This window comes from Streptomyces cucumeris, assembly GCF_024295805.1.
Lineage (GTDB): Bacteria > Actinomycetota > Actinomycetes > Streptomycetales > Streptomycetaceae > Streptomyces > Streptomyces cucumeris.
This window is the reverse complement of the sequence record NZ_JANCLX010000014.1, coordinates 1-23,550: the sequence shown is the minus strand read 5'-3', so window position 1 is coordinate 23,550 and position 23,550 is coordinate 1. Positions and strand designations below refer to the sequence as shown.

The 23,550-nt window shown below is 62.4% G+C and carries 29 protein-coding genes; 11 read left to right on the top strand and 18 right to left on the bottom strand.

Going from position 1 to position 23,550, the window contains the following annotated elements:
- Positions 1 to 617: 617 nt before the first annotated feature.
- From NMK44_RS20970 to NMK44_RS20905, 14 genes are all read right to left on the bottom strand, one after another.
- Entirely contained in the window at positions 618 to 917 is a 300-nt protein-coding gene (locus tag NMK44_RS20970; RefSeq protein ID WP_254745315.1) for a hypothetical protein, read from the bottom strand.
- A 243-nt stretch (positions 918 to 1,160) separates the two neighbouring features.
- A complete protein-coding gene (locus NMK44_RS20965) occupies positions 1,161 to 1,376 on the bottom strand; it encodes a hypothetical protein (RefSeq protein ID WP_254745313.1) in 216 nt (71 codons plus the stop codon).
- Between the two features lie 189 nt (positions 1,377 to 1,565).
- Positions 1,566 to 2,108, bottom strand: coding sequence for a hypothetical protein (locus NMK44_RS20960; protein WP_254745311.1), 543 nt, complete (start codon positions 2,106 to 2,108; stop codon positions 1,566 to 1,568).
- Between the two features lie 2 nt (positions 2,109 to 2,110).
- Positions 2,111 to 2,470: an HIT family protein gene (locus tag NMK44_RS20955; RefSeq protein WP_254745309.1), complete on the bottom strand. Its 360-nt coding sequence runs from the start codon at positions 2,468 to 2,470 to the stop codon at positions 2,111 to 2,113.
- Positions 2,471 to 2,528: 58 nt separating this feature from the next.
- Complete coding sequence (locus NMK44_RS20950; RefSeq protein ID WP_254745307.1) at positions 2,529 to 2,912, bottom strand: hypothetical protein; 384 nt, start codon at positions 2,910 to 2,912, stop codon at positions 2,529 to 2,531.
- Positions 2,882 to 3,271: a hypothetical protein gene (locus tag NMK44_RS20945; protein WP_254745305.1), complete on the bottom strand. Its 390-nt coding sequence runs from the start codon at positions 3,269 to 3,271 to the stop codon at positions 2,882 to 2,884. The genes NMK44_RS20950 and NMK44_RS20945 overlap by 31 nt, the downstream gene beginning before the upstream one ends.
- Entirely contained in the window at positions 3,271 to 3,741 is a 471-nt protein-coding gene (locus tag NMK44_RS20940; protein WP_254745303.1) for a hypothetical protein, read from the bottom strand. Before NMK44_RS20940 ends, NMK44_RS20945 begins: the two co-directional genes overlap by 1 nt.
- Positions 3,741 to 4,655, bottom strand: a complete 915-nt coding sequence (locus tag NMK44_RS20935; RefSeq protein ID WP_254745301.1) for a hypothetical protein — start codon at positions 4,653 to 4,655, stop codon at positions 3,741 to 3,743. The genes NMK44_RS20940 and NMK44_RS20935 overlap by 1 nt, the downstream gene beginning before the upstream one ends.
- A 203-nt stretch (positions 4,656 to 4,858) precedes the next feature.
- A complete protein-coding gene (locus NMK44_RS20930; protein WP_254745299.1) occupies positions 4,859 to 5,071 on the bottom strand; it encodes a hypothetical protein in 213 nt (70 codons plus the stop codon).
- On the bottom strand, positions 5,071 to 5,511 hold the full coding sequence (locus NMK44_RS20925; protein ID WP_254745297.1) for a hypothetical protein: 441 nt from the start codon (positions 5,509 to 5,511) through the stop codon (positions 5,071 to 5,073). The genes NMK44_RS20930 and NMK44_RS20925 overlap by 1 nt, the downstream gene beginning before the upstream one ends.
- 263 nt (positions 5,512 to 5,774) lie before the next feature.
- Positions 5,775 to 6,074, bottom strand: coding sequence for a hypothetical protein (locus NMK44_RS20920; RefSeq protein ID WP_254745295.1), 300 nt, complete (start codon positions 6,072 to 6,074; stop codon positions 5,775 to 5,777).
- Positions 6,075 to 6,191: 117 nt separating this feature from the next.
- Complete coding sequence (locus tag NMK44_RS20915; protein ID WP_254745293.1) at positions 6,192 to 6,413, bottom strand: hypothetical protein; 222 nt, start codon at positions 6,411 to 6,413, stop codon at positions 6,192 to 6,194.
- Positions 6,414 to 6,726: 313 nt separating this feature from the next.
- Positions 6,727 to 7,074, bottom strand: coding sequence for a hypothetical protein (locus NMK44_RS20910; protein WP_254745291.1), 348 nt, complete (start codon positions 7,072 to 7,074; stop codon positions 6,727 to 6,729).
- Positions 7,075 to 7,092: 18 nt separating this feature from the next.
- On the bottom strand, positions 7,093 to 7,626 hold the full coding sequence (locus NMK44_RS20905; RefSeq protein ID WP_254745289.1) for a hypothetical protein: 534 nt from the start codon (positions 7,624 to 7,626) through the stop codon (positions 7,093 to 7,095).
- A gap of 1,312 nt (positions 7,627 to 8,938) precedes the next feature.
- Between NMK44_RS20905 and NMK44_RS42715 the strand changes: the two genes are divergently transcribed.
- From NMK44_RS42715 to NMK44_RS42075, 3 genes are all read left to right on the top strand, one after another.
- Positions 8,939 to 9,628, top strand: coding sequence for a GntR family transcriptional regulator (locus NMK44_RS42715; RefSeq protein ID WP_374215313.1), 690 nt, complete (start codon positions 8,939 to 8,941; stop codon positions 9,626 to 9,628).
- A 498-nt stretch (positions 9,629 to 10,126) separates the two neighbouring features.
- Positions 10,127 to 10,591, top strand: a complete 465-nt coding sequence (locus NMK44_RS20900; protein WP_254745287.1) for a hypothetical protein — start codon at positions 10,127 to 10,129, stop codon at positions 10,589 to 10,591.
- A gap of 144 nt (positions 10,592 to 10,735) precedes the next feature.
- Positions 10,736 to 11,848 (top strand): tyrosine-type recombinase/integrase, encoded by a 1,113-nt coding sequence (locus tag NMK44_RS42075; RefSeq protein WP_302888481.1) that lies wholly within the window; start codon positions 10,736 to 10,738, stop codon positions 11,846 to 11,848.
- Between the two features lie 187 nt (positions 11,849 to 12,035).
- On the opposite strand, the gene NMK44_RS20890 is transcribed toward NMK44_RS42075, so the two are convergent.
- The gene (locus tag NMK44_RS20890; protein WP_254745284.1) at positions 12,036 to 12,434 is read right to left on the bottom strand and encodes a hypothetical protein; all 399 of its coding nucleotides are present in this window, start codon (positions 12,432 to 12,434) and stop codon (positions 12,036 to 12,038) included.
- Between the two features lie 116 nt (positions 12,435 to 12,550).
- Between NMK44_RS20890 and NMK44_RS20885 the strand changes: the two genes are divergently transcribed.
- Genes NMK44_RS20885 through NMK44_RS20875 form a run of 3 tightly spaced genes read left to right on the top strand, consistent with a single transcriptional unit; the run spans position 12,551 to position 14,229 of the window.
- On the top strand, positions 12,551 to 13,447 hold the full coding sequence (locus NMK44_RS20885) for a M4 family metallopeptidase (protein WP_254745283.1): 897 nt from the start codon (positions 12,551 to 12,553) through the stop codon (positions 13,445 to 13,447).
- Between the two features lie 18 nt (positions 13,448 to 13,465).
- The gene (locus tag NMK44_RS20880; protein ID WP_254745282.1) at positions 13,466 to 13,615 is read left to right on the top strand and encodes a hypothetical protein; all 150 of its coding nucleotides are present in this window, start codon (positions 13,466 to 13,468) and stop codon (positions 13,613 to 13,615) included.
- A gap of 38 nt (positions 13,616 to 13,653) precedes the next feature.
- Positions 13,654 to 14,229 carry a hypothetical protein gene (locus NMK44_RS20875; RefSeq protein ID WP_254745281.1) on the top strand — a complete coding sequence of 192 codons (576 nt, stop codon included), beginning with the start codon at positions 13,654 to 13,656 and terminating at the stop codon, positions 14,227 to 14,229.
- Here NMK44_RS20875 and NMK44_RS42710 read toward each other — a convergent pair.
- On the bottom strand, positions 14,200 to 14,610 hold the full coding sequence (locus NMK44_RS42710) for a RyR domain-containing protein (RefSeq protein ID WP_374215312.1): 411 nt from the start codon (positions 14,608 to 14,610) through the stop codon (positions 14,200 to 14,202). The two genes, NMK44_RS20875 and NMK44_RS42710, sit on opposite strands and share 30 nt — an antisense overlap.
- A 223-nt stretch (positions 14,611 to 14,833) precedes the next feature.
- Here NMK44_RS42710 and NMK44_RS20870 point away from each other — a divergent pair, with 223 nt between their 5' ends.
- Positions 14,834 to 15,394 (top strand): class I SAM-dependent methyltransferase, encoded by a 561-nt coding sequence (locus tag NMK44_RS20870; RefSeq protein ID WP_254745280.1) that lies wholly within the window; start codon positions 14,834 to 14,836, stop codon positions 15,392 to 15,394.
- A gap of 613 nt (positions 15,395 to 16,007) precedes the next feature.
- Here the strand turns inward: NMK44_RS20870 and NMK44_RS20865 are convergent.
- On the bottom strand, positions 16,008 to 16,403 hold the full coding sequence (locus NMK44_RS20865) for a hypothetical protein (protein ID WP_254745279.1): 396 nt from the start codon (positions 16,401 to 16,403) through the stop codon (positions 16,008 to 16,010).
- 263 nt (positions 16,404 to 16,666) lie between these two features.
- Positions 16,667 to 17,038 carry a hypothetical protein gene (locus NMK44_RS20860; protein WP_254745278.1) on the bottom strand — a complete coding sequence of 124 codons (372 nt, stop codon included), beginning with the start codon at positions 17,036 to 17,038 and terminating at the stop codon, positions 16,667 to 16,669.
- A 397-nt stretch (positions 17,039 to 17,435) separates the two neighbouring features.
- Here NMK44_RS20860 and NMK44_RS20855 point away from each other — a divergent pair, with 397 nt between their 5' ends.
- The 4 genes from NMK44_RS20855 (at position 17,436) to NMK44_RS20840 (ending at position 23,521) form a co-directional block, all read left to right on the top strand.
- A complete protein-coding gene (locus NMK44_RS20855; RefSeq protein ID WP_254745277.1) occupies positions 17,436 to 19,805 on the top strand; it encodes a hypothetical protein in 2,370 nt (789 codons plus the stop codon).
- Positions 19,806 to 20,155: 350 nt separating this feature from the next.
- On the top strand, positions 20,156 to 21,889 hold the full coding sequence (locus tag NMK44_RS20850) for a hypothetical protein (protein WP_254745276.1): 1,734 nt from the start codon (positions 20,156 to 20,158) through the stop codon (positions 21,887 to 21,889).
- 56 nt (positions 21,890 to 21,945) lie between these two features.
- Positions 21,946 to 23,034, top strand: a complete 1,089-nt coding sequence (locus NMK44_RS20845) for a hypothetical protein (RefSeq protein WP_254745274.1) — start codon at positions 21,946 to 21,948, stop codon at positions 23,032 to 23,034.
- Between the two features lies 1 nt (position 23,035).
- On the top strand, positions 23,036 to 23,521 hold the full coding sequence (locus NMK44_RS20840) for a hypothetical protein (protein ID WP_254745272.1): 486 nt from the start codon (positions 23,036 to 23,038) through the stop codon (positions 23,519 to 23,521).
- Positions 23,522 to 23,550: the final 29 nt, after the last annotated feature.

Genomic DNA, 23,550 nt, shown 5'->3' with positions numbered 1-23,550 from the left:
AGCAAGAGAATTCTTCGATTGAACCGCGAACGATCCCTTGAAGGCACGCCCTGGCGTGAACGATCCTGAGTTCATGACCGTGATCAACCTTGCCGACCGGCGACGCCGGAATGATGACCCCGGTAATGCGGAGTGCTCCTGTGGTGGGACGTGGTTCACGTTGAGTGGAGACCAGGCCGCTGTGACGGTAAACGAGGAGGGCTCCATCACCGGCTACGCCGGACACCTGCACTGCGCCTCATGTAGAAGGCCCTGGGCCCCCGAAAGGTAGGGCGCAGCCTTGAACCCCTGGGGCCCAGTGCACCCTTGATGCAGAACTTCGCCCTAAGATGGCCACTCATGGACTGTTCCGTGCCACCTGGGGAGCTCAGACTGTGATCGTGGCGAAGTTTCCTCGAGTCCCCTGCCCTTCGTGCGATCGGCCTGTGGCCGGGATCCCCACGAAGCGAATCGGCGTGGTCAGCGTGATGGACCACAAGCCGCAGCCCCGGTCGCTGACGCTGTGCCCTGGCTCTATGCAGCACGTCAGGATGACCGATACCCCCTACTTGCAAGAACTCATATTCGACAGCGACTCCGGTCTGGACCCTGACGAGGAGTCCCCCACTATCTTCTGACTAGACCCCATCCGGCCGTTTTATGGGCACCGGCAGAGGTGAGGGGCTCAGTCCGATGAAAGATACGCCGCACTCATCCACGCGGAGGGCTCCTATGTCTCGAGCCGACGAGCCCGGCAGCCGTACATACGCTTCTTCGGCCCGGAGGGCCAGCAAGCGGATCGCTTCTCCGTGTTCGCCGGTCTCCAGATACCCGCCCCAGGTCTCCATGCACATGCCCCGCATGGAGTCGATGAAGGCGTATACCTCGAACTCCTCGCCATCCACCAGAACAACAGCCGGGCCCGAATAGAACTCCATGCACAGATGATCCCCCAGGAAACGCGACGGCGGGACCCTCCAGAGGCTGAGAGTCCCGCCTGCGCGCACCTCGTTGCCTTAGCCGCCGCCCACGAGAGCAGCCAGCCGCAAGAGGTTCAGGCAGACTCCCCACGGGGAGGAAGGGTTCCACCTGCGTCACAGCTCGTTGCTGTGCCCCCTGTTGTAGCGCATGTTGCCTGACAGGCGGCGCATCGCCAAGCGTGTCGCCACGAACGAGTGAAATCAGACCACGTCGACCATATCTGCCAGATGGAACATCTCCAGTCCGATCTGCCCGCTCCAGTGACGCCCCTCGGTGCGGATGGCCCGCCCGTCGGAATTGGAGATGGCTTTGTCGATCAGGGTCCGGACCCTGTCTGCCTCGGGTGCGGAGAGAATAATCAGAGATTCATGCATCTTCCGCCGCGCAGCAGCAAGATCGGGATCCAGGCCGTTCACGGGTTCCCTCCTGTGGATGGCGAGATGGAGCGGAATTTCCGCAGCTTTTCGATCAGTTCCGATCTTGAACTCATAGCTCCTCCTGGTGATAGGCGTGAAATCTCATAGAAAGTCCCGACTGCATCCCCATCGAGTTACCGGCCTCGATGGACATCCCCGGTGCCGCTCTTACCGGCATCGAACCGGTCATCACTCCGATCGAAGCGGCGAGGACTCCTGTTCAGCCTCCTCGACCTCAGCTCGTTCAGCACGATCGCGCTGCTCCACCCAGTCGCGACGCAGGCGGTCAGCCTCTCGGCCCAACGAGTCCCGCTCCGCCGTGATCCCGTTGAGCTGCGTCAGTAGTCGGTCCCGGTCACGTTCTATCTCTTCAGCCTTGGCCCTCCATGTCTCACGTCCAGCGACCAGCTGCTCCATGCGCCGGTCACGAACGGCGAGTACGGCTTCGGTGAGGGCGGGGGTTTCGGCGAAGCCCCATGCGCCGTCGTCACCGTGCCAAATGCGGACGCGGTCGAGCGCCGCCGCGTACTGCTCGCGCAGCGCATCGCCCTGTTCTGCCGGAGAATGTACGGCCAGCCAGGTTCGATAAGCATTAACGGCGTGCAGTGCCTCGTGCTCACGTGGGCAGCTTTCAGGGCGACCCCAAGGGCATTCGCGCTCAAGCGCGTAGTGAACGGCACGTACGGGGTCATCAATGTGGAATGGCCAGGGAACGGGGTTCGTGTCGGTCATCACTACACCTTCTGGTTCTTGTCGTCATGCCAGGGCAGCGCCAGCCCGTCCCCTTCGGCACGAGGCACAAGGTGCAAGTGCAGATGGAACACGGACTGCGTAGCCTCCCGACCCCGGCTGGTGATCAAGTTCATGGGACGGTCGGTCCAGCGCATGAGCTGCGCGGCGTGGAGCATGGCGTCTGCCGACACGGCCGGGTCGCTGGCGAAGTCAGCGACGTGCCGCTTCGGGACGACGAGGGTGTGTCCATCGACCACAGGGTTGCGGGGCACGATCGCGATCACGTCGGACCACTCGTAGACGTAGGTTGCGGGTGCCCGCCCGGCGACAATCTCGCAGAACGGGCAGTCGGTATCGGTCATGGGCGAGATCTCCGGTGATTGGGGCCGGGCCGCACGGGTGGCAGCCCGGCCGGGCGGGTCAGGCGTTGGGGTGCGCACCACCGGCAGCCGTGAGCGCGTCAGCCAACTTCTCGGTCAGGCCGCCGAGGCTGATGGCCTTGGCTGTGGTCATTGCGGAGCGGGTCCAATCAGCGAGCGGGGCAATGACATCAGCGGCCGTAGTCGCCGCGGCCTCGGTGGTGAACGCCGCGAGGGCGGGGCCGTCGTGGTGGGCGAGGAGCCATCGGTGGCCCGACAGAGGGCTGATGCCGTTGGGGATCTGGGCGACGCGGAGGCCGGGGGCGGGCTCGGCAGCGGCCACGGTGACGGATCCACCTGAGGTGCCGAGCGTGTAGGTGATGGTCATCGACTTCTCCCGGTAGATGGCGAGGGTCAGGTGGTCGGTTTCGCTGCAGGTAGCCACACGGCGATAGAGCCGGACATCCAGCCACGTTCCATCGGGGCGTCAGTGAGGATGGCGTGCACGTGGTTGGCGATGTCCTGCGGGTCGGTGGCGTCAGCGTTGATCCACGTCACATGAGGTGCGATGCCGCGCTCGTTGGCGATGCAGTAGCCCCACATGCCGTGGTGGTTCGGGCATGCGATGTACCACTCATGACCCTCATCCAGACCGGGGACGTCGATAGTGATGGCGGACTCATGGGCCTCGGTGACGGCGTGCCCATGAGCCTTGATCGCCGCAGTGAAGGCTTCGGTCCACCTGTCGGGAATTTCATCCCACTCGGTGGGGTCGCCGTACTGGGCGGTAGCACTGCTGGCCATCAGCGAGTCTCCTTGGGTTGTAGTGGCGTCGAACGGGGTGGCGATGCGGTGTCTGTGGTAGCGGCGTGACCCGCGACCCTCCAGTGGTCTTCCAGGCGCGGCACGCACCGGGCGAGATGGTCGGCCCGGTCGGCCGCCGCAAGGAAGGCGAGGCCGATCCGGCGGGCGTCAGTGGGGTTCATGGGGGTGAAATCCTCCCCCGGGTTGGCGCAGTCCGGTGACGACACGTAGACGGCGTCCGCATGGGCGGGATCATCGACTGCACGGACCACCCAGGGATAGGAGCGGCTCGTGTGCGGGTGACCTTGTTCGACGACAGTCCATTCATGGCCAGGCATCGGGTGATCGGTCGGATTGATTGCGGTCGGCTTCGGACGCTCCGCCGTGTCTGCCAGCGCGATCAGTTCGGCGAGTTCTCGGCGGATAGCGCCCAAGGTCAGGTTGTGGATCGGACCGAAGGGCTCGGTCATCAGCAGTCCCTCTCCTCGGCCGGGGCGGCGGCCTTCATCTGCGCTTGAAACTCACACGTCTGACACGGCTGGCCGTACCTGTACCCGGCCCCGCAGGCGCGGCAGGTCTGGTAGGTGGCAGGGGTGACCTGTTGTGCGGCGGCGAGCTGGGTACGTAGTTCCGCTTGCTCGGAGTCGGCTACCTCCATTACGGCGTCAGTGATCCACTTGATCCATTCGTTGATCCGCTGCGCGCCCGGCTCGTCGTAGAGTTCGGCGCCCTGGAGGCCAAGGCGCATGGCCTCCCCGAATGCGTCCTCGTATCGAGCGCATCGCATCTTGCGCTCCACGGACGACACCTCGCGGGCTTCATCGAGCTCGTGAGTATCGCGAGGCGCGCCGCATGTCTGTCCGTATGCTTCGGCGCTACAGGGGCCGCCGTCGCCCTCATATGCATGGCTGGTCACCCCCGCTTCGAACGCAGGCTCCTCCGCCCAGCAGTCCGGGCGCACGGGCTCCCACTCGCCCCGCACTACGAGCCGACGAACCTGGGCTCCTCTTCGAAGTCGCCCGGGGGCCCAGTCACCTCCTCCGTCAGGCCGAGAGAAGTGGGTTGCGTATTCCCACTCTGGTTCCGGAGTGGGGAGCAAGTCGCTGCGGCGGATCGGGTCCGGCTTACCCGGGCCGAGCTGCAGCGCGAGCACGCCTCCTGGCCACTTTTCAGGATTGACCATAAAGGCATGCACCCAGTCCTGCGTGTACTCGCAGGCGAGGACCGGGCACACCCATCCGAGGGGTGTCGCGAGCAACGCAGGGCTCTGGTCGCCACCATGGAGTGCTCCGCAGGTAAAAGGGTGCATACCTCCTTCGCGTTGAAACCGGTTGAGCGTGCCGACCTCTTCAGTGCTCCACGGAGCGTAGATCTTGCCATCCATCGGAGTTACTCCATTCATGGGCGATCTCCCCGGATCCTGCCGGAGCTGGCAAGATGCCCGCATCGGCGAGCTCACCGAGAGCCTGACGAGCAGTGGCGTCCGGATAGGGATCGGCAAACGCAGCGGACCTGCCACGCGAAACATGCGCAGCGACCTTCACAAGGGACCGGTATGCGCCTTCAGGGATCTCGACAGTGACCGGGTCAGGCATGATCGTCTCCGACGATATGGCGGGCAATACTGAGCGCTTCATCTACGAAGATTGCATTCTCGTCAGAGGCCGTGGTTGCGATGGCGTCAAGCAACTGGGCGAGCGCAAGATGCAAGCCGTCGGCGGCGAGGCGGATGTGGGCCGGGCTGAATCGGGCATGGTCGGCCGCTTGGTGGAGCAGGGCAGCGGGACTGGCATCGGCCATCAATCGCTCCAGGTGGTCGAGGTCTGGGCTGCCGTCCAGTCGGACGGCAGCCGGTCCTCGTCCGGTAGCGGGTGCCCGGCCCGTCCCAGTCGCCGTGCCAGGTCGCCTGCGTCTACGCCGCCCACTTCATTGGCCTCGACACACCAGGTAGACACGATCCGCAGCACCTCGGCCAGCGCAGCGGATGCCAGACCTTCCTGACGGCGAGCATCATGGAGGCTATTGGCCAGCTCGCGCACGTGCCGCTTATTGCCCTTGGCAACGGCGGTGAAGGTGTCGATCCGATCGGCGAGCACGCCCCGCTCGGCCCGGACTCGGTCCAGCTCGTCCAGCAGGGCCCATCCCGCGTTCGAGGACAGTGCCTCACCGGCTGTCAGCAGGGCGCGTAGCTGGCCCTCACGCTTCGGAGGTAGTGGGGCGGGGTTGGTGGCGTCGGTCATCGTGCTCCTCGATGAGGTAAGCGGCCTGTTCATGTGGGTTGCGCCAGTCGCCTAGTCCGGTAGCGAGTGTGAATCGAGAATTGCGCGCAGATGCTCCCCCGCCCTTCGGTTCGGTCCACTCATGCCAGGGCGAGACCAGGAGTCGGCAAGTGCATCGATCGCATCGACGAATTCGGTCAGCCTGGTCAACCTGGCATCTACCCCATGTCGCCCATCGCCGCCATCTTCGCGTTCCGGTGACGGCAATTCAGGAGCTGTCGCATTCATCGCTCGGCCTCCTTCCACCCACCACGACGCACCGTGCGCTGCACCAGCACGGCATCCGGCCAGCAGTCCCGGACGCGTTCGAGTCGCTCTACTTGATCCTCATGGGAGAAAGTGTCACCATCCAGCAGCACCTCGTCCTCTGGCCAGTTCGTACCCGGGGCGCGAATGCCGTACTCGGTAACGGTGGCCCACTCCCCCGGCGCCCCGGCGTGGGCGCGGTCCAGGTGTTCCAGCAGCGACCAGATGGCGTCGGGCGACAGTGGCGCGAGAGGGGCCGAGCCGAACGTGCAGTCCACCGGATGCCTTAGCCCCCCAGTGCTATCCCCCGTATTGAGGTCGCACGAGCATGTGCGAGGTCCGCGCTTCGGCAGGCTGGTCATTGAGCATTCCTCCATTGGCGCGAGCGAAGCGGGCTAGAGCTGGGCGATCGTGCGGGCGGCGGCACTGTCGGAAGCGTGGCAGTTTTCACTCGCCCATTCCGCAATATCCAGCGGCCACCGCTTGTCGAAATACCCGATGACAACCTGGTTGCCGTCTCGTCGAACGGTGTGAACGTCGTCGCCGGGCCGGGTGGCCTCCTTGACGACGATGGCGGCGTGCTCTGCGGTAAGGCAGGCGAGGTGAACCTCGGACATCAAGAACCTCCAGACGGCTGGCCGTGAGGCCAGGTGGGCTGCTGGTATGTGGTCAGGGGTGGCTCGGGGGTTGCGAAAGAGCACTCTTCACATTCGGGACATGACTCATCACGTGCCTGTTGAAGGAGGGTTAGAGCCTTGCGCCCGACGGCGAACGAGAGACGCTCTTGATCGGTGTTCAGGTCGCGAGCGACGATCCAGTCCGGACCGACTGCTTCAATGCGAACGCAGTTATAGTGGTCTCGACCAAAAGCTCCATACGCGAAGCCGTGGACGATGTCACCGACACTAAGGGGCCGACGGTCGGGTGCGGTCACTTGTCCGACCCCCGTGGAGCTGATGCGAAATCGAGTGAGGCAACCGGCGGGCACGGCCACTCGACCCCGTAGGGCTTCCACTCTGGGCCGTCACCGTCCTCGGCCTCACAGAAGTCGCACACATAGCCGAGGAACTGCTTCGAGCAGAGTGCTTCGCCGTCCTCGCCGCTCTCGCAGTGGTCGTCCTCGTAATCCTCGGCGTCCGGGTCGCAGCCGCACGAGTCGGCGACCGTGTAGACCTCGACCTGGAGATGCTGGTTACGGGTGACCAGGTCCGGGTACGTGGTCTCGATGTTCCGACGGAGGCGCGTGCACACCTGGTCGGCGGGTTCCAGCATCTCCATGCCTCCTGGTCCGGCTCGTCAGTTGAGCTGAGCATCTACGGCTCGAGCGACATCCACCAGGTATCCGAAGATTGAGCAGGTGAAGTCGTCGCACGTCTTACGGTCGTGATCGCGGATCAATTCGTCGTAGCTCCTGCCCATGACATGGACCTCGTCGAGGGCTCGAGCAAGGGCGTGAGCCACTTCCGGCGCAAGAACCCCGGCCAGATCACCCGCCGAGCCGCCCAAGCCGTTCACGACGCCGTCACGGTAAGCAGTCTGGACCGGGTAGCAGGCGTAATACGCGTTATCGCGCACCTCTTGCGCTGCTGCTTCTGCCCGTAAGGCCAGAGCCCGGGATGCGCGCTTTGCCGCCATGGCATTCTCGGTGGCGTCATTCGCGAAGACGGCTTCGTGGAAGTCGTTCTCGTGAATGGCAATTTCTACGTGCATTTCAGCAACGCCGATTGTCTGCGGAGCAAAATTCTTCACGATATGCCGGGTATCGCCAACGCCGCAGGTGCGGCACAGTAGCAGCGAGCCTGCCACTTCATAACGTTCCAGGTTGGCCACTACTCCCCCAAGATCCCATTTCCTTTTTCAACGTGAGCCGAGCAGTGATGTTTACAGCCCTCGCAAGAGCAAGGGCAACAATTTGGGATCGTCTCATATCCGGGGCAGGGCGCGAGGACCGGAGCTACGGAAACGATGTTGGACTGTGCGCATTTGGCCGGTTGGCCACCATGTACACATTCGCCCGAATTGGTGTCGCGGCCGGTCTCACCTTGGTATTCGGCTAGGCATTTACCAGAGATGGACGCTGGACGTTCCAACTCTCGCTGTGTTCCACTTCTAGCCATCCGCATCTCTGTGATTCTTGTTCATGTGATCGCGAATGCCTTTTGGTGCACCCCTATAGCTACACTTGGGGCACTCCTGCCAGGCTCCAGACCCAACGGCAGCTTCGATGACGGAATTATCCGGCCCATAGCCATGCTCCCTCAGGAAGTTGGCCACATTTCCGTACACGAGAGTAATGAGCGCAGACTCGGCAGCCTTGTCGTGCCCGCCAGGGGCAAAATCCCGGGCGTAGGAAACCGGTTTACCGCATCCGCAGCAACAAGTAGAAGAGCTTCCCATGTCACCTCAGTTCTCTAGGGGTCCCTTGGTAGCCCTAGAAGTAGCCTAGGCCACTTAGTGTCCGAACGTCAACCCTCAGTCATCGGCGAGGAGTTGCTGGAACTGAGGGCAGTCCACGGCGTGCCACTCTCGCACCAAGATTTCGCCTTGCACTCGCACGACCTCGGCATGCCATGACAGACAGTCGCCACAGGGGTGAGTCGCAAACGCTGGCGGTGCGCTACGGTCGGCGACATGGATGAGCGCTGGGAGTGGATCGAGGTCTTGAGTTTCGCTGAGCGAGTGAGGTGGGTCCGGGGTGCGTGTAACCACCTCACGCCGATAGCGGTTCATGCTCAACCAACGGGTGAACTGGTTGCCCACCTTTGCCCGGATTGCGATGCACAGCTACCCGCAGATCTCCACCCAGAAGAACCCCCAGAGCCCCGCGACTGAAGGTCGCGCTGCGAGCGGCTGCGCTTAGGATCGCTCTCTCGGAAGCGCATAACGTAGGCGCGGACTGAGGGCACACCACCTGGAGCGGAGGTCGCCCTCGGTCGACACAACGGGCCGAGGGGGATGAATCAATCCCGAAGCGACTCCAGAGGGCGGGGGTCTGACGATTGACTGATCGTCAGCTGGAAGGCAGATCCCCCTCGACAAGTTGAGCATCAATGCAAGATCATCCAGGGGTCGAGCGCATAACCTGTATTAAGCGCTCACGAAAATCTATCGAACCGTCTAGTCTGCGTGATAGGTTGACGGCATGTCAGAAGAGACACCTGCCGAGCGGATCGCGGGCGACCTCGCCCTGGCCATCCATCTACGAATGATCAGGGCAGGGGAAGCCCTTCCATCTCAATCGAAGATCATGTCCTCGTACGGTGTGGCTACTGGAACCGCGGCCTCGGCCCTAGCCAAGCTGCGTCGCGCCGGACTCACCCGAGGGGAGGCTGGTCGAGGGACGTTCGTACTGGAGCGACCGCCAATGAAGGCGAACCCAGTCCTGGACGTAATGGCAGCCGCAAGCATGTGCCGAGCGCTGTCCAGCACGACCTTCCCCGCAGGAACTACCCACCCAACACTGGATGTTGGCGGAGATCCCGACTGGGAACACTCCGATCGAGATCCCGAAAAAGTGATTCCCCCTCGAAGGGTGGACGTGTCGACGCTGACCACCCTGGACCGGAGCCTGCTCCGCTGGATGAGCGAAGCCTTTCTCTCAGCGGCGCGTCGCCTCGTAGGCAATGGACCCACTGAGGCAGATCAACACTTGATTGACTCCGCGCGAGCCATCCTCCGCGACGGAGCGAAGCGTCCCGACAGGCAGCCCGCCATTGCTGAGTTCGGCGGACCGAAGCCTCCAGATGAAGACGTCGCCCTCCGCATTTGGCCCGAACGAGCCCGACAAGACCACGGAGATCCCCTGGTTCCGTTCTTAGTGGAAAACATGTAACAGAAATGGATAAAACGCAAGGTAAAAGACGCCTCGAACGCCGTCAGTGGCTGACAAAATATGAGCCACTATAGCACCGAAAAGACACGGAAAGGGAAGACGAAAGATGCCCCAAACACCAGAAGAAAACCAGCAGCCTAAGCATTCCCTCCAAGAGATCTTCCGCCGCCTTCACTCCGAACTCATGAAGGCGCAGGAGGAACGACCCAAGCGTGAGCGCTTGGTTAGCGCCCCTGACGGTGGACTGGAATGCGAGTGGGCTCGCTTTGAGCGGGGCGTGATGTTTGCGGAGGTCTGCCGGATTCGACAAGACGCTGGCATGCGGCCACTCCTGCTAATGAATGTCGCAGACGTCGAACGGCTAGCGGTCGGACATGTGGACTACACCAAAAAGTTCGCGTGGTACTGCGCCGAGCTTGCAGTAGGCGCTGATCGCAAGCTCGGGACCACCGCAACAAGGGGGAAGAAGTGACTGACACTCGATACGTTTCAGTTTGGGTGACGCAGGATGGGTGCCCTGTCGTTGGACGCCGCGTCGAGGTCGGCACGGAAGAGCTGAAGCCTCATGGCGGCGCCTGGGAGTTGTGGCTCGAGGAAGTGGCAAAGAAGTGGGTCTCCGGGATCCTGGAGGACGTCAGGGGTAGGTCATTCCGGGTTTCCGCCGTGGATATGGTCGATGGCTCCGGGCTCGGCTTTACCTGGCTGACCGGGTCGGAGGAGAACGTGCTGGAGCCATCCATCGGCTACGCGTGGTGCTTCGACCATGGCCGGATGCACCGGTTCTTGAGGCGGGATCCCTGGTGTGATGCGGCCTGGGTGCACCTGAAGGGCAACACGGAGGAGGAGGCCAGCCGCTACCGGCGGGAAGTATGGGGAGAGGCTCAGTTTCTCAATGAGCTCTCGTCCGAGCGCCAGTTGGCCGCGCTGGAGGAAGGGCGCCTCAAGACGGCCCGGCTCGAGTGACAAGCGCCTGCCTCTTTGCCCATTCGGCCGGACCCGCTTCATGTAGTCCGGTCGAATGGGGGATCTTGGCGCGAATCGCCCGCGAAAATAGCCTGAAAACTAGCGAGAAATTGCCATTATTTAGTCGTGAGATCCCCACATGAGATGACGCCGCCACCCCGCGCTGAAGTGACACAAGGCGAAGGCGCGGAGAAAGCTGTTTTCTGGCTGCGAAACACGCTCGGAACGGTTGCGCCTCGAGACCCGCGCACCCGGCGACTTGGTGAACGGCGTCACCGCCTGGACCTGCTGGCCGAACTTTGTGACCGGGAAACCTTCGTTCTGGTTTCCTCCTGGCTAGGCTCCGAGGCAGTTCGGGCGACGCAGTCCAAGCGCGACTACGCCGACGACATTCGCCTATGGGCTGGCGTAGCAAGGGAGCTGGGTGGGCATTCCCATTTTCATGTGGGCGCCATCTCGCCCGGGATGGTTGAGACCTGGACTAAGATCCAGAAAGCGAAGGGTGCCAGCCCGCGAACCATAAATCGAAGACTCTCATGCCTGACGTCTTTCACTAAATTTGTGGCCTGGAAGAAGAAAGAACGAATCGCCTCTCCAGTCACTAAGCATGACCGCGCCTATATCGACCCCAATGACGAAACCACCGCCACCCCGGTCCTGGAAAAGCACGAATTCCAAGCGGTTGTGGCGGCGGCTGAGACTGTTCGGCAGGCACTCGTTGTGGTGCTTATCTACACACTGGCGGGCCGAGTCACGGAATGCTGCGAGGCACAGCTCTCGCACCTTAGACAACAGGGCGAGAAGAAGAAGCTGAACCTCAGAAGGAAGGGCGACAAGCGGCGCTCCTGGGAGGTTCCGTCGGATCTGTGGAGACTGGCTCAACTCGCCACAGCTGGAAGAAGTTCAGGGCCGCTACTAGTTGACGATGACGGCAACCCCATGGACCGTCACGCGGTCGACCGCCTCCTCACCAGACTGGGCAAACTGGCCGGGGTGCTGTCAGGTCGTGATCTTACGCCTCACGTGCTACGAGCTTCCCGACTGACGCACATGCATGACGACGGGGTACCCATGGAGGAGATCCAGGAGTACGCAGATCACTCGTCAATCGAGACGACGCGTCGGTACATCCGGCTGAGGGAGAAGAGTAAGCGGCGGGCGCAACACGCCAGAGATGCGGCGAGCGTGTATGGGCACTTGGTGAGTCGTTTCACTGAAGTCGGCGACCAAGGTGAGGAAGCTGCTCAGGGGGATTGAACGCGCTGCGGGCGGCCACCCATAGGAAAGTGGCCGCCCGCAGGAGACGGTTTTGTTTGCGCCAACCCTCGTAGCATCGACTTCAGCCCTAGCCGCTCGCACGGTTTGGGTGGGTGGGGCCGTGGCTACCGTTCTTGGCCTGATCCACAGTCGCGGAGTGGGTACGTCTCTGTACTCACAGAGAATCTTACACCCTCCGTGGGTCAAGTTGCGACAGAATGTAAGGAGCCCACTGTGACCGCCGTCCGGCACAGGGGGCTCCAACCCAGAGGGTAGCGGTGGTCCCCAGGAATCGCTTCAACTCATCAGGAACTTCGACTTCCTCAGCGACAACGACGTGAACTTGCTTGACTTCTGGCTCGCCGTCCAGGTCGAGCCGCAAGGCGTTGTCCGCCCTCAGTGAGGCCACCTCCGCGGCCTGCCAGGCCGTGGGCGCCATGACTCGCCACACCATCGTCAGGCGGCCGGTGTCGGCATCATGCCTGATGACCCCTTTGAGGCGTTTGTGAAGTGCTTCAAATTGATCATCCGTCGGTAGCGAAGAGGGGCCGGTGGCAACCACGGTGACCTGCCATCCCTGTTCCATGTTTTCACCCTATCGTCGAAGTTGGCTACGCGCAGGGTCCTTGCCAAAGATGCCAGTCATGCGTGAACAGACGCGCCACATCTTTCATGGCTACCCAAACTGCGTAGACTTCCCGTATGGTCTGTTTTTTCATTCCCCCGCATATAGCGAAGAGGGTCGCAGAAGCTGACGCTTCTTTCGCTTCGGGGATCCGGGTGGATGCATCTCTGCGAAGCGAGCGGGCAGACGGGGTGAAGGTGAGGGGCCCCATCAGGGTCTACTCAGCCTCCAATCGAACGGCAATCCCCGGAAAGCTCGTCACCGACAATGACGACATGGCGGACCGGGTATCAAGCCACGCATACGCCATCTCTCAGGCGCTAGATGTCAGCGAGTTCCCCGACGGAGTTGTGCGCTACGGAGTGGGGTACGCTAACGCTTTTTTCAATGGGAGCTATCTGATCTTTGGCGAAGGGGACGGCCAGGTCTTCGGGGACTTCACGGCGTCACTGGACATCATGGCCCACGAATTCGGGCACGCCCTGGTCGCGCTCGGGCCGGGCCTGCTCTACTCCGGTGAATCGGGAGCCCTGAACGAGCACCTGGCCGACGTCTTTGGTGTGTGCGTGCAGCAGTGGACAGCCCAGGATCAGACCGACTGGCGGATCGGAGAGGAGATCATGCTCGATGGCGTCTCTGCTGTACGGGACATGAGGAACCCCGGCTCGGCCTATGACTCACCGATACTTGGGAGGGATCCACAGCCAGGCCACATGGACCAGTACCAGAAAATTCGGGGGGACAACGGAGGTGTGCACATTAACTCCGGGATCCCGAACCGGGCTTTCGCACTACTCTGCGAGAAGACTGGCGAGCCGAGCTGGGGCAGGCCGCTGGCAATGTGGCGACGGGCCATGCAGGACCTTGGTCCACGGTCTGGCTTCCGGAACCTGGCGACGGCAACATGCACGCATTCGGGCGGACTGAGTTCGGCCGTGCGTGAAGCATGGTCTGAAGTAGGTATTTCGATTTGAGCATGCTGTCATAGGGGCATGGAGAACACCCAGGAAGTGACACTGAGGCTCGACATGGACAACGGCATGGTCCTCGAGTGGCTGGAACGACTGCTGGAGAGCAGTCGTCACCCGATCTACCAGAACGGGATTCGGGTCGTGAAGAGAGTGCCACTCAAGGAAGAGTGAGGGAGCGAAGTGAGGTCCGCTCAAGGGGAGACGAGCTGATGGCGCACGACTCACTTGCCCAGGTGATGGTCGACTATGCAGCCCAGGGCATGACGCTCGCGCAGATCTCCGCCCGGGTGGGGATGGATGTCGAGGTCGTACACGAACGGATGACGTCGTACCTGGAGAATCAGGCGACGTCGATGTCCGTTGTGCAGATGCGGATGCTCCAGCTCAACCGGCTCGAGCGGGTCATCGGGGCCCTGTGGCAACAGGTGATGGACGGTGACCTGCTGACGCAGGGCCGGAATGTGAAGAACATGATCGACACGATCCGAGAGATCACCGAGCTGATGGACCTGAAGAAGGACCGGCTGAGGGATGAGCAGGTCCGATTGACACAAGCCCAGACGCAACTCGTAACCGCATCGATCGAAGCCCTGCGGGTGGGGATGCTGGAGAGGCTGGTCGAAGTCTTGCCGGAGGAGTCGAGAGATGCCGTCGAGATGATGTGGAACAGCTCGTTCCCCGCCATGGCGGCTGACGCCATCGCGCGAAACGCGGCAGCCACAGTGAAGATGGGGGCTGGCGCCGGACCCGTCGAGCTAGAGCCGCTCATGGAGGAGACCGACTGACCCCCCTGCGGCGTTTGCTCGCCGGGGAACCTGTACGTGTGGGGCCAAGATGTCGGCGATGGCAAGAAAGATCTCATCTTTGATGCGCTGTTCCATCGGTAGATCCTCGTAGGGAACAAGGCAGGGATGGGTCCTGGCCTGCTCGCTCTTAACGGGGCCGAAGCGCCAGCCGTGAGCGACTTTGTGGTCGCACCAGTCCTGGTGAAGCTGCTGGGGGGTTCGACCCTCGAGGGCGCGATAGACGCCCTGTGTAGTGGCCTGACGCTCACGCCAAGAGGAGGTAGCCCACTCCGATGAAGGGGCAGGATCTCCCACGATCTGCTGTACGGCCCTGTTCGCTTCATGGATGACGCGTGCGACCTGTTCATGGGTGAACCTCATGGCGGATCCTCGGCGGTTGACAGCGAGTGCGCGCCCGCAGGATATCGAAGGAGCGAAGACCGGCACACCGCTGCAGGCTCTGAGGTGCAGTCGAGCGCGGAGTAAGTCGACAAGGCAGGGCAACCCTGACGAGGGTCGAGGAGCACGGGGTGCCTGACACACTATTTTTGATAACCCCGACTGCACGGTCTCTCATTTAAGGCAACTCAGATACGCTCTTTGGGTGACGACCATCGGCGACATCATCCGCGAAGAACTGCCTGCTTTCATGGAGAGCACGAAGAAGGAATCGCTGCGCGTGCTGGAGGTCGGCGTATTGCGAAACCTTGACGAAGAACATCGGGACGGGGATGGGCATTCAACCCTGGCGTTCGCTCGGCTCCTGAAGGCGCACCACGGGAGCGAACTGGTGGGAGTCGACCTGAACCCTGGAGAGGCCCGGGAGGCGGTGGACCGGGAGGGGCTGGGCAACTTGTGCACGTTCCACGCCGGGGACTCCCTGAAGGTGATGGCAAGGATGGTTGCCGAGAAGGAAACGTTCGACGTCATCTATCTGGACTGCGACAATTCGGGGTCAGCAACGATGCGCGAGTACCTGCTGGCCCTGGACCTACTCCGGAAGCCCGGACTGATCATGGGTGACGACATGAACACCGATCACCAGGAAATACGCAAAGGACGGGTACTGATTCCCTACCTGTGCGAAGAAGGCGTCATGTTCCGCCTGAGGGAACGGCACACCCCGTGGGACACCCGGGACATCCTCATCCAGGAGATTCGATGAAGCCCACCGTAGGACGAATTGTTCACTACGTCAGCCATGGCACGCCCATACGCGAAGACGGAACCCAAGCGTTCCCCTCGGTCTGTCGAGCCGCGATCGTAACCGAAGTCCCTGTCGACCCCCGAGACTCCGACGAGGAGATGACGGTTGGCCTGGCCGTTCTGAATCCGAGCGGAATGTTTTTTCATTCACTGGAGACTGGCGGGTGCAGGCTCGATGAAGCACCTCAACCCGCTCGCGCTGGCGGGACCTGGCACTGGCCGGAGCGCGAGGACTCCTGAACGCTCCGATGGCGCGGGAAAGCAAGCCTGGCCCCGCCTTGAGGGCAGGGCCAGGCTTGGATGGGGCGATTGATCAGCTCCATGGAACGACCGGGCCGAAGCCCAGACGCGCCGGATCCTTGGCCACTCGAAGAAGGAACTGCTCAGCCCTGTCGCGAGTTGGAAACGGAACCGAACCCGACCGATCCCACCAGCCACTCGGGGCCATGATGGCGAAGGATCCATTCAGCTCATACGTCCAACCAGCAAACCGCCTGGAGTCGGGACAGACCTCTTGGAAGTCCGACGCCCCCGGAGGGCCGCACCGCGAAGGGTCCGTGACCCGGGGCACGTCAGCTCCACATTCCGGGAAGCTGGGTGTACTTGACGGGAATCCAGCCCTGGTAGAGCGGACCCCATCCGCCCATGTCATGCGTAACCTGACGAACCTCGATGAGCATGCCGTCGTCACCCTTGCCGGTCATCTTGCCGCCCAGCCACTCGAACTGGTCGCTGTTGCTGAGCCCCGAGGAGGTGCGGTTGCCGCTCGCATCACGGAAGTCGACGCCGACAGCCGGAGTGACGGAAGAGATCGAGTTGGTGCCCTTGGAGGTCTTTCCGCAGCCCATGCTGGTCTTGACCTGACCCTCGGGACAGCCCGCGGCTGAAGCGGCAGGAGCGCCAATGGCAAGGCTTCCCGCGAGAACGGCAGACGCAGCGGCAGCCTTGAGCGCAGTGCTCTTATTCATCCTTTAGTCCTTTCCGAAGGGGGTGTGTCCCCCTTACAGAGAACCACATGACCTAGGCCATCTGCAACCCTGCGGGAAAGGAAGATCCCATGGACATAGCTCCACCTGTATCGACGGCACTCCCCCGTGAGTGCGGGCAAGTCTCATGCGGGCAGTGCGAATCGTGTCGCCGAACAGCGATGTTGAACGTTGCGTCGTACGCAGCGAAAAAGGAGGACCCGAAGGGGGTCCTCCTTGATCTTCTCGAAATGCTGGGGCTGCCGTCAGGCGTGTGACTCTTCCGGCTCAAGCTGAATCAGGAACTCCTGAACCGCGAGGCGATCCAGGTTGGCGACCGCAACCGAGCACAGAAGAATCCGCTCGCAGGCTTCGATCTTGGCCCAGCGGGTGCGCACGAGGGCGGCAAGCCCGGCAACCGCGCGCTCGATCTCCTCGAGGCTGGCGTCAGCGTAGCGGAGCAGATTCAGGACCTGACTCATGTGCGCCTTCGCGGACTTGTGCCGGATGGATCCGGCCTGCGCGCGCGGGCAGGCGTCAGGGTGGATGATCCCCCAGCCGGAACCTGCCACGATCCCCTCACCGGCTGGAACGATCCCCTGGCAGACGCTGCACGCTTCCGGGTCGATGTTCCTCATGTTTTTAAGAGTGGCACAGAGTGTCCGGAAAGGAAAGTTGGATTGTGGCCACGAAGTTCACGAACTGTGTGACTCCTGACGCAATGATGACGCCCTGCCAGCAACAGCACTCATTCCGTGCCTGGACTGGGCCGATGTCCTCCTACCCCGTGATGGTCCAGAACGAGCACAGAAAGTAGTCCAGTTGACTCGATCGGTGTACATCAGCCAACTCGGATGACGTAGAGACATGAGGAAGGGCCTGGCGAAGTGTACGCGCAGGCCCTGGTGACGAGTCCTCAGCCCCGTGGAAGTGGAGATCCAGTCTGCACTGTGCCGACCGGATGGGGCACTAGAAGGTTACCTAAAATGTTCCTCTGTGAGGAATGCTGTACGCGTCGTACATGAAAGGGGCGGCATGCCCTCGCAGGAAGAGCAGATCGCCGCAGGTGCCGAAGCATACTTCCGCAATCAGGCGCGACAGGCGGCATGGGTAAACGATCCCGCAGGTTGGGCGAAAGATGTCCTAGGGGTGCATCTGTGGAGCAAGCAGCAGGATATCTGCGAATCGCTCATACGGAACAAAAGGACAATTGTTGCCTCTTGTCATGGCACGGGTAAGGCGCTGGCGCTCGACGAACCGGTTCACACGCCCAATGGGCCGGTTGCGATGGGCGACATACGGCAGGGCATGGAGGTGCTCGGCTCCGGTGGCACGCCGGTCACTGTCGCGGCGACGACGGGCGTACACACGGCCGATACCTATCAGATTCGGCTGGAACGTTGCGGAGCAATCGAAGAGATCATCGCTTCCGGGGATCACCTGTGGCCGGTACTGCCTCTTCAGATCTTGGCTGAAATACAAATCAAATCCGATCGAGCAGGTGTACCCGTTGAGACCGGGTTGTGGCATCACCGGGCTCAGATCCTATCGACACGTGAGCTTGCGCGACTGAGGGGGGTAGCGGTCATCCCCGGGCGGGTGCCGCAGATACATGCACGAGGTGTGGCCTGGGAGCCCGATACGGAGATCGAGGGGCTCCTCAGGGATCGGGCCACGCTTGACCCTGACGGCCGGACGTCTCTGCTGTGGAAGACGAGACTGGACGAGCCGGACGAGATATCTGCCATCAGGCACCGGATGCGATCAATCGGAGTGCACACGATCTACCGGCGAGAGCGGCAGTACGGGGCAGTAATGCGGCACCTGGCCCTGATGGGGTCACACGCCCCGAGCCTGCTGCCGGACCCCAACGTACGCGCCGTGGCGCTGTCGCACCTGCTGAGGATGCAGGGAAGCTGGGGCGACGACGGGTGGCGGGTGATCTCGGTCAAGCCGGTGGGCGAGCGGCGCGTGCAGTGCATCCAGGTCGACGCCCCGGATCACCTGTACCTGTGCGGTGAGCGGGGTATACCCACGCACAACTCCATGATCGCTTCAGTGTTGGCGTGCTGGTGGGTGTCCACGAAGCCCCCGGGGCAGGCGATCGTTGTGTCGACCGCACCCACATATGCGCAGGTCAACAAGATTCTGTGGGAAGAGATCCGCAAGCATCACTCGAACGCTGGCATCGGGGAGTATCCGATGCCTGGCCGAGTCACCCAGGCGGACGAGTGGAAACTGACAGATGGCCAGATCGTCGGTTTCGGCCGCAAGCCCGCCAAGGGTGACCGGCACAGCTTCCATGGTATCCACCGTCGGTTCGTTCTCGCACTCCTTGACGAAGCATGCGGGGTGCCGGAAGAGATCTGGACCGGCGTCGAGGCCATCACCACGAACGTGGGCTGCCGGATCCTGGCGATCGGAAACCCTGACGACAGGAACACGGATTTCGGGAAGAACTTCCTGGAGGGGAAGACCGCGCACCTCTGGAACCGCATCTCGATCCCGGCGTCGACCACCCCGAACTTCACGGGCGAGACGGTGCCGCGCCTACTCAATGAGGTTCTTGTGTCGCGCGACTGGGAGGCGGAGCGTCGCGCCGACTGGGGGGAGAAGGATCCCCGTTACATCTCAAAGGTCGAAGCGAAGTTTCCGGAACAGAGCCAGTCATCTCTGTTCTCTCCCTCAGTGATCGCGGACGCGATTGACGAACCCCCTGCACCCTCGAAGTACTCGATCCTGCGACTCGGCGTCGACGTAGCCCGGTTCGGCTCCGACAAGACCGTAGTCGCCTCCTACTCGGGCGTGACGGCCCAGATCGAAGACTCCTGGTCGGGCGCCGACACGGTCTCCTCCGCATACAAGGTGCTGGAGATCGCCGAGCGGCTCAAGGAGGAACGCAATGCGCCGTGGGTGGAGATCCGTGTGGATGGCGTAGGTCTGGGCGCTGGTGTCATCGACACCCTCAATGCGCGTGCCGCCCTGCTCCCGGAGTCGTGGTTCACGGTGTACGAGATGCAGGCTTCCGCATCTCCCCCGGTGGACGTGGGGGGCTCCGTCTACGGGTTCTACAACGCCCGCGCCTACTGGTTCGACCAGCTTCGCCAGAAGATGCGCAACGGGTCGGTAACGCTGATCGACCCGGAGGAGAAGATCGCAGACGATCTGAAAATGGTCTTCTATCAGATCAAGAACGGTCGCCTGCTGATCGCCTCAAAGGAGGCGATGCGCTCAGAGTACGGCCGCTCCCCCGACCTCGCCGACGCCGTGGCGTACGCAACCGCCCCGGTAGCCGACGGTCTTCAGGTTGGGGATGTCGTCGCAGAAACAGCGGAAAACATAGCTGGGTCCCTGGACGAAGCCGACTGGGAGATGATCAGCGAGACCACGATCTCCCCGTACTGACCCTCAGGGGTGGCCTGCGACTCCCCCTGTCTTGAGATCCTTGAACTCGTGTTTCTTCGCGCATTGACCACTCTCCCGTGAGGGCCTATATGTACGACAGGTCGGAAGCAGCCTTGCGCCGCATTGCCGCCAGAGTCCGGGGCGGAGGCAAGGTTGAGAAAATGTATCTCACCCTGGCAAGAGAGTTGATGAAATCCGCGCCCTCTTGCCCGGCCCGGGATCGGACCCTCAAGCATCTCGCCGACTCATGTGACGACGCAGTGCCAATGCTGGAAAAAGAAGCAAAATCACTCCAGCGAAAGCTGTCTCACCCATCTGTACGGCGCCAAACAGGCAGCTAAGGTGAGCCCATGCAGATGTCCAAGCCCCTCAAAGAGATGTCACTCACGGAAATCCAGACCTTCGTGAACAATCTCGAGACCCGCAATGACGAACTGACGGGGATGATCACGGATGAGATGCGCGAAGCCGGAGAGTTCGGTCGAGCCCAGCTCGCCCTGGAGGACATCGGCTGGCGTCCCTTGATGGGAACGTCCGAGGGGGCAAACTCCTTCACTCTGGACGCCCTCCATCACGCAAGCGAACTGTGCCGCGCCGTGGCGACCGTGAACCCTCTCGTGGAACGGGCGCTCAAAGTCCGCACGGCGTACATATGGGGGTCAGGCGTATCGGTCGTCCCGAAGGAATTCATCCAAGGACCGGGGCGGCCAAGGACGGTGAATCTGGAGCCGGAGCTCCCGGAAGGCATCGATGAAGTCCTGACCGGAACCCTGGCCCAGCTTGAACTAGAATCCTCAGCCGCGACGGACGGCAACCTCTTCTTTCTGGTGGACCGGCGAACCAAAGAGGTTCTGCGCGTGCCCTTCGAAGAAGTCACCGAAGGTGTCAGCCAGAAGGGGAACCGTGAGCGCCTGCTGTATATCCGCCGCACATGGAATGACTGGGACCTCGAGCTGGACTTCGGGGCGAGCGCAGATCTGACGCCGATCACGGCGCCAAAGGCCGCAGCGCGGGGGCGAAGCTGGATACGGGCCGACCGGGAAGGCGACTCGCAGGGCTCGGCGAATTTCGCATTCAAGGACGTCTGGTACCCGACACCCGCCGGTCTGCGGGCGGCGGGGCGCAATCGGGCTGCTTCGAAAATTGCTGGCGACCCCGTCGACAACACGAAGGTGCTGGTGCATGTCCCCCTGAACAGGCTGGTCGGCTGGCGCTGGGGTGTCCCGGACGTGCTTCCCGCCGTGTGGTGGACGAAGGCATACAAGGAGTACCTGGAAAACTGCGCGACGCTGAGCAAGGCTTATGCGCGCTTTGCCTGGAAGGTGACCGCTGACCGTTCACGCTCCGTTCGGCGCACTGCCTCCGCAATGTCGCAGGCTCCGCGCTCGGACCCCGCAACGGGGGCCCCGCTGAACGTCGGCGCCTCCGCCGTCCTTGGGGCCGGTCAGGATCTCGCGGCGGTCGGCGGCAATACAAAGGTGGACTTCGACTCCGGTCGCCCCCTTGCTGCGATGATTGCGGCTGCCCTCGACGTGCCCCTTCCGGCTCTGCTCGAAGATCCCTCGATCGCAGCCAATTCCGCAGCCACCTCTCTGGATACGTCGACAATTCTGGTAATGCAGGCACGCCAGAAAATCATGAATGAAACGTTCCGCACCATCTTTCGGGCGCTTGGCCTGAAGGTCCGCCTGCGCTGGCCCGAGATTTCCGAGGAGCCTATCCATCGACGCTTGCAGGCGCTCGATATGGCGATCCGCTTGGGACTGTTCTCTGCCGAAGAAGCCCGCGCCATGGTGGTTGATGCCTGGCGCGACAAGTGGGAAGACTTCGACCGGAAGGTTCCGAAGCTCGAAAATCTTCCGCATATCGTGGGAGGCACAGCCCAGGGTACCCCGAAACCCAATCCCTCGATTAATCCGGGAAAACCCGGCAATAATTCGGGAGAAACCCACCCTGGAGGCACGGGTGGCCCTGGAGCACCGGGCCCCCTGAAGGCGGGAAACTCTCGATCAACTGCTGCGCCGAAACAACCGGATCCAATGTCTCGCGGAGACCATGAACTGCGAGATGAAGGAACAGAATAGAATCTGGTTGGGACTTTTAGGGTCGGATGCTATTACGCTGTGCTCATCGTTGATGGGTGAGGGAGCGCATGAATCCGGAAACACTGAGGGAGTCCGCCATCCTGTCAGTGGACCCCCAGTCCGCCGACAAGGGAATCTGGCGCGCCTTCCTCATTGCTGCCGACATCCAGGGGTCCAGCGGGTATTACCCAGCAGAGGTGCTTCAGCGGGACGGCTCGAGGGCTTTCCCCGCCGGGACGCACGTCTACTTCGATCACCCAACGGGCTCCGAAGAAGTCGAACGCCCTGAGCGCAGCGTCCGGGACATCGCCGGTTACCTGCTCGACGATGCGGCATTCGAGGAGGGACTGGAAGGCCGGGGGCTCTTTTCCCGGATCCAATTCACCGAGAGTGCCAAGCCTCTGGTCAGCGAACTTGCCCGGATCGTAGGACTGTCGATTCGAGCGGCTGGCCAGATTGAAGAAACCCCCTCGGGGCGAGTGGTTCGCCATATTTCCGAGGGACTTTCCGTTGACCTCGTCACCCGCGCTGGAGCGGGAGGAAGGCTCGTCTCCATGACTGAGTCGGCCACGTCGGAGTCCCCTCCGGCAGAGAAGGACGGGGCTGCCTCCCAGGGCAGCGCCGCCACCATCCCATCCACTATCGGAACGGGCGCCCTCCTCTCCGAAGTCGCCTCCATGAAGGACACCCTGGGCGACCGCATCGAGCAGCTTTCGGTTGATGTTGCACGCATGTCGCAGCAGCTCAAGGAAGCGCACCGCGAGACGGAGAAGCAGGCCCGTCAGAATCAGAACCTCAACGAGACGGTCACTTTCCTCCGCGACCGGGCCGAGAAGACCGACCAGAAGATGGCCGAGTCCAAGCACCTGGGCGATGTCCTGACCGAGCTCCTCGAGGCCGGTCTGCCGGTGCCTTCCATGATCCGCCTCGCGAAGGGGTGGCAGCCGGGCCAGGATCTGCACGAGCAGATCAATCACGAGCGCGAGTACCTGAAGAAGGTCATGCGCGACTCCGAGAGGGGCGCCCTGTCGGCGGAGCATCGGGAGTCCTCTCACCTGGGGCTGACCGAGTCGACCTCCTTCTCGTCCACGTCCGACAGTGATCTCGCGGAGATCCGGGACCTCCTGGCGGGAGGGGCTCTCTGATATGGCCAAGAACGAAGTCTTCAAGTACGGACAGTGGGTCTCCCTCCCCCTGCCGCTGCGGGGCAACAACCCGGACGTCAACGCCGATCCGACTCTCCCCGGAGATCCGGTGAAGGTCGGTTCGATCGTGGGCTTCGTCCAGGAGGTGGGAGGCAAGCCGATCTCCTACTCCGTTGGAAGCACCACGGTCACCCAGACCGGCAACCCGGCGAACTCGCTGAAGCCAGGCTGGGCCTCGGTTGCCCTTGCCGGGGCATTCGCCTTCCCGGTTACCGGCTGGGATGCGGAGACCAAGGGATCCGGTACGCCGGTTTTCCTCGTGGCGGCGAACGGGTCCAACCGCGCGACGCTCACCACCTCGTCCAACTCCGACCCCTTCGGTGTCATTCTCGGTCAGACCCACGACGGGGTGCCCATCGTCAACATCGTCCAGCCTGTGCCAGGCGACACGAACGCGGTCCCCGACAAGGCCGCCACCGGATCCTGAAAGGAGGCTTCTGAGATATGACCGCCCTG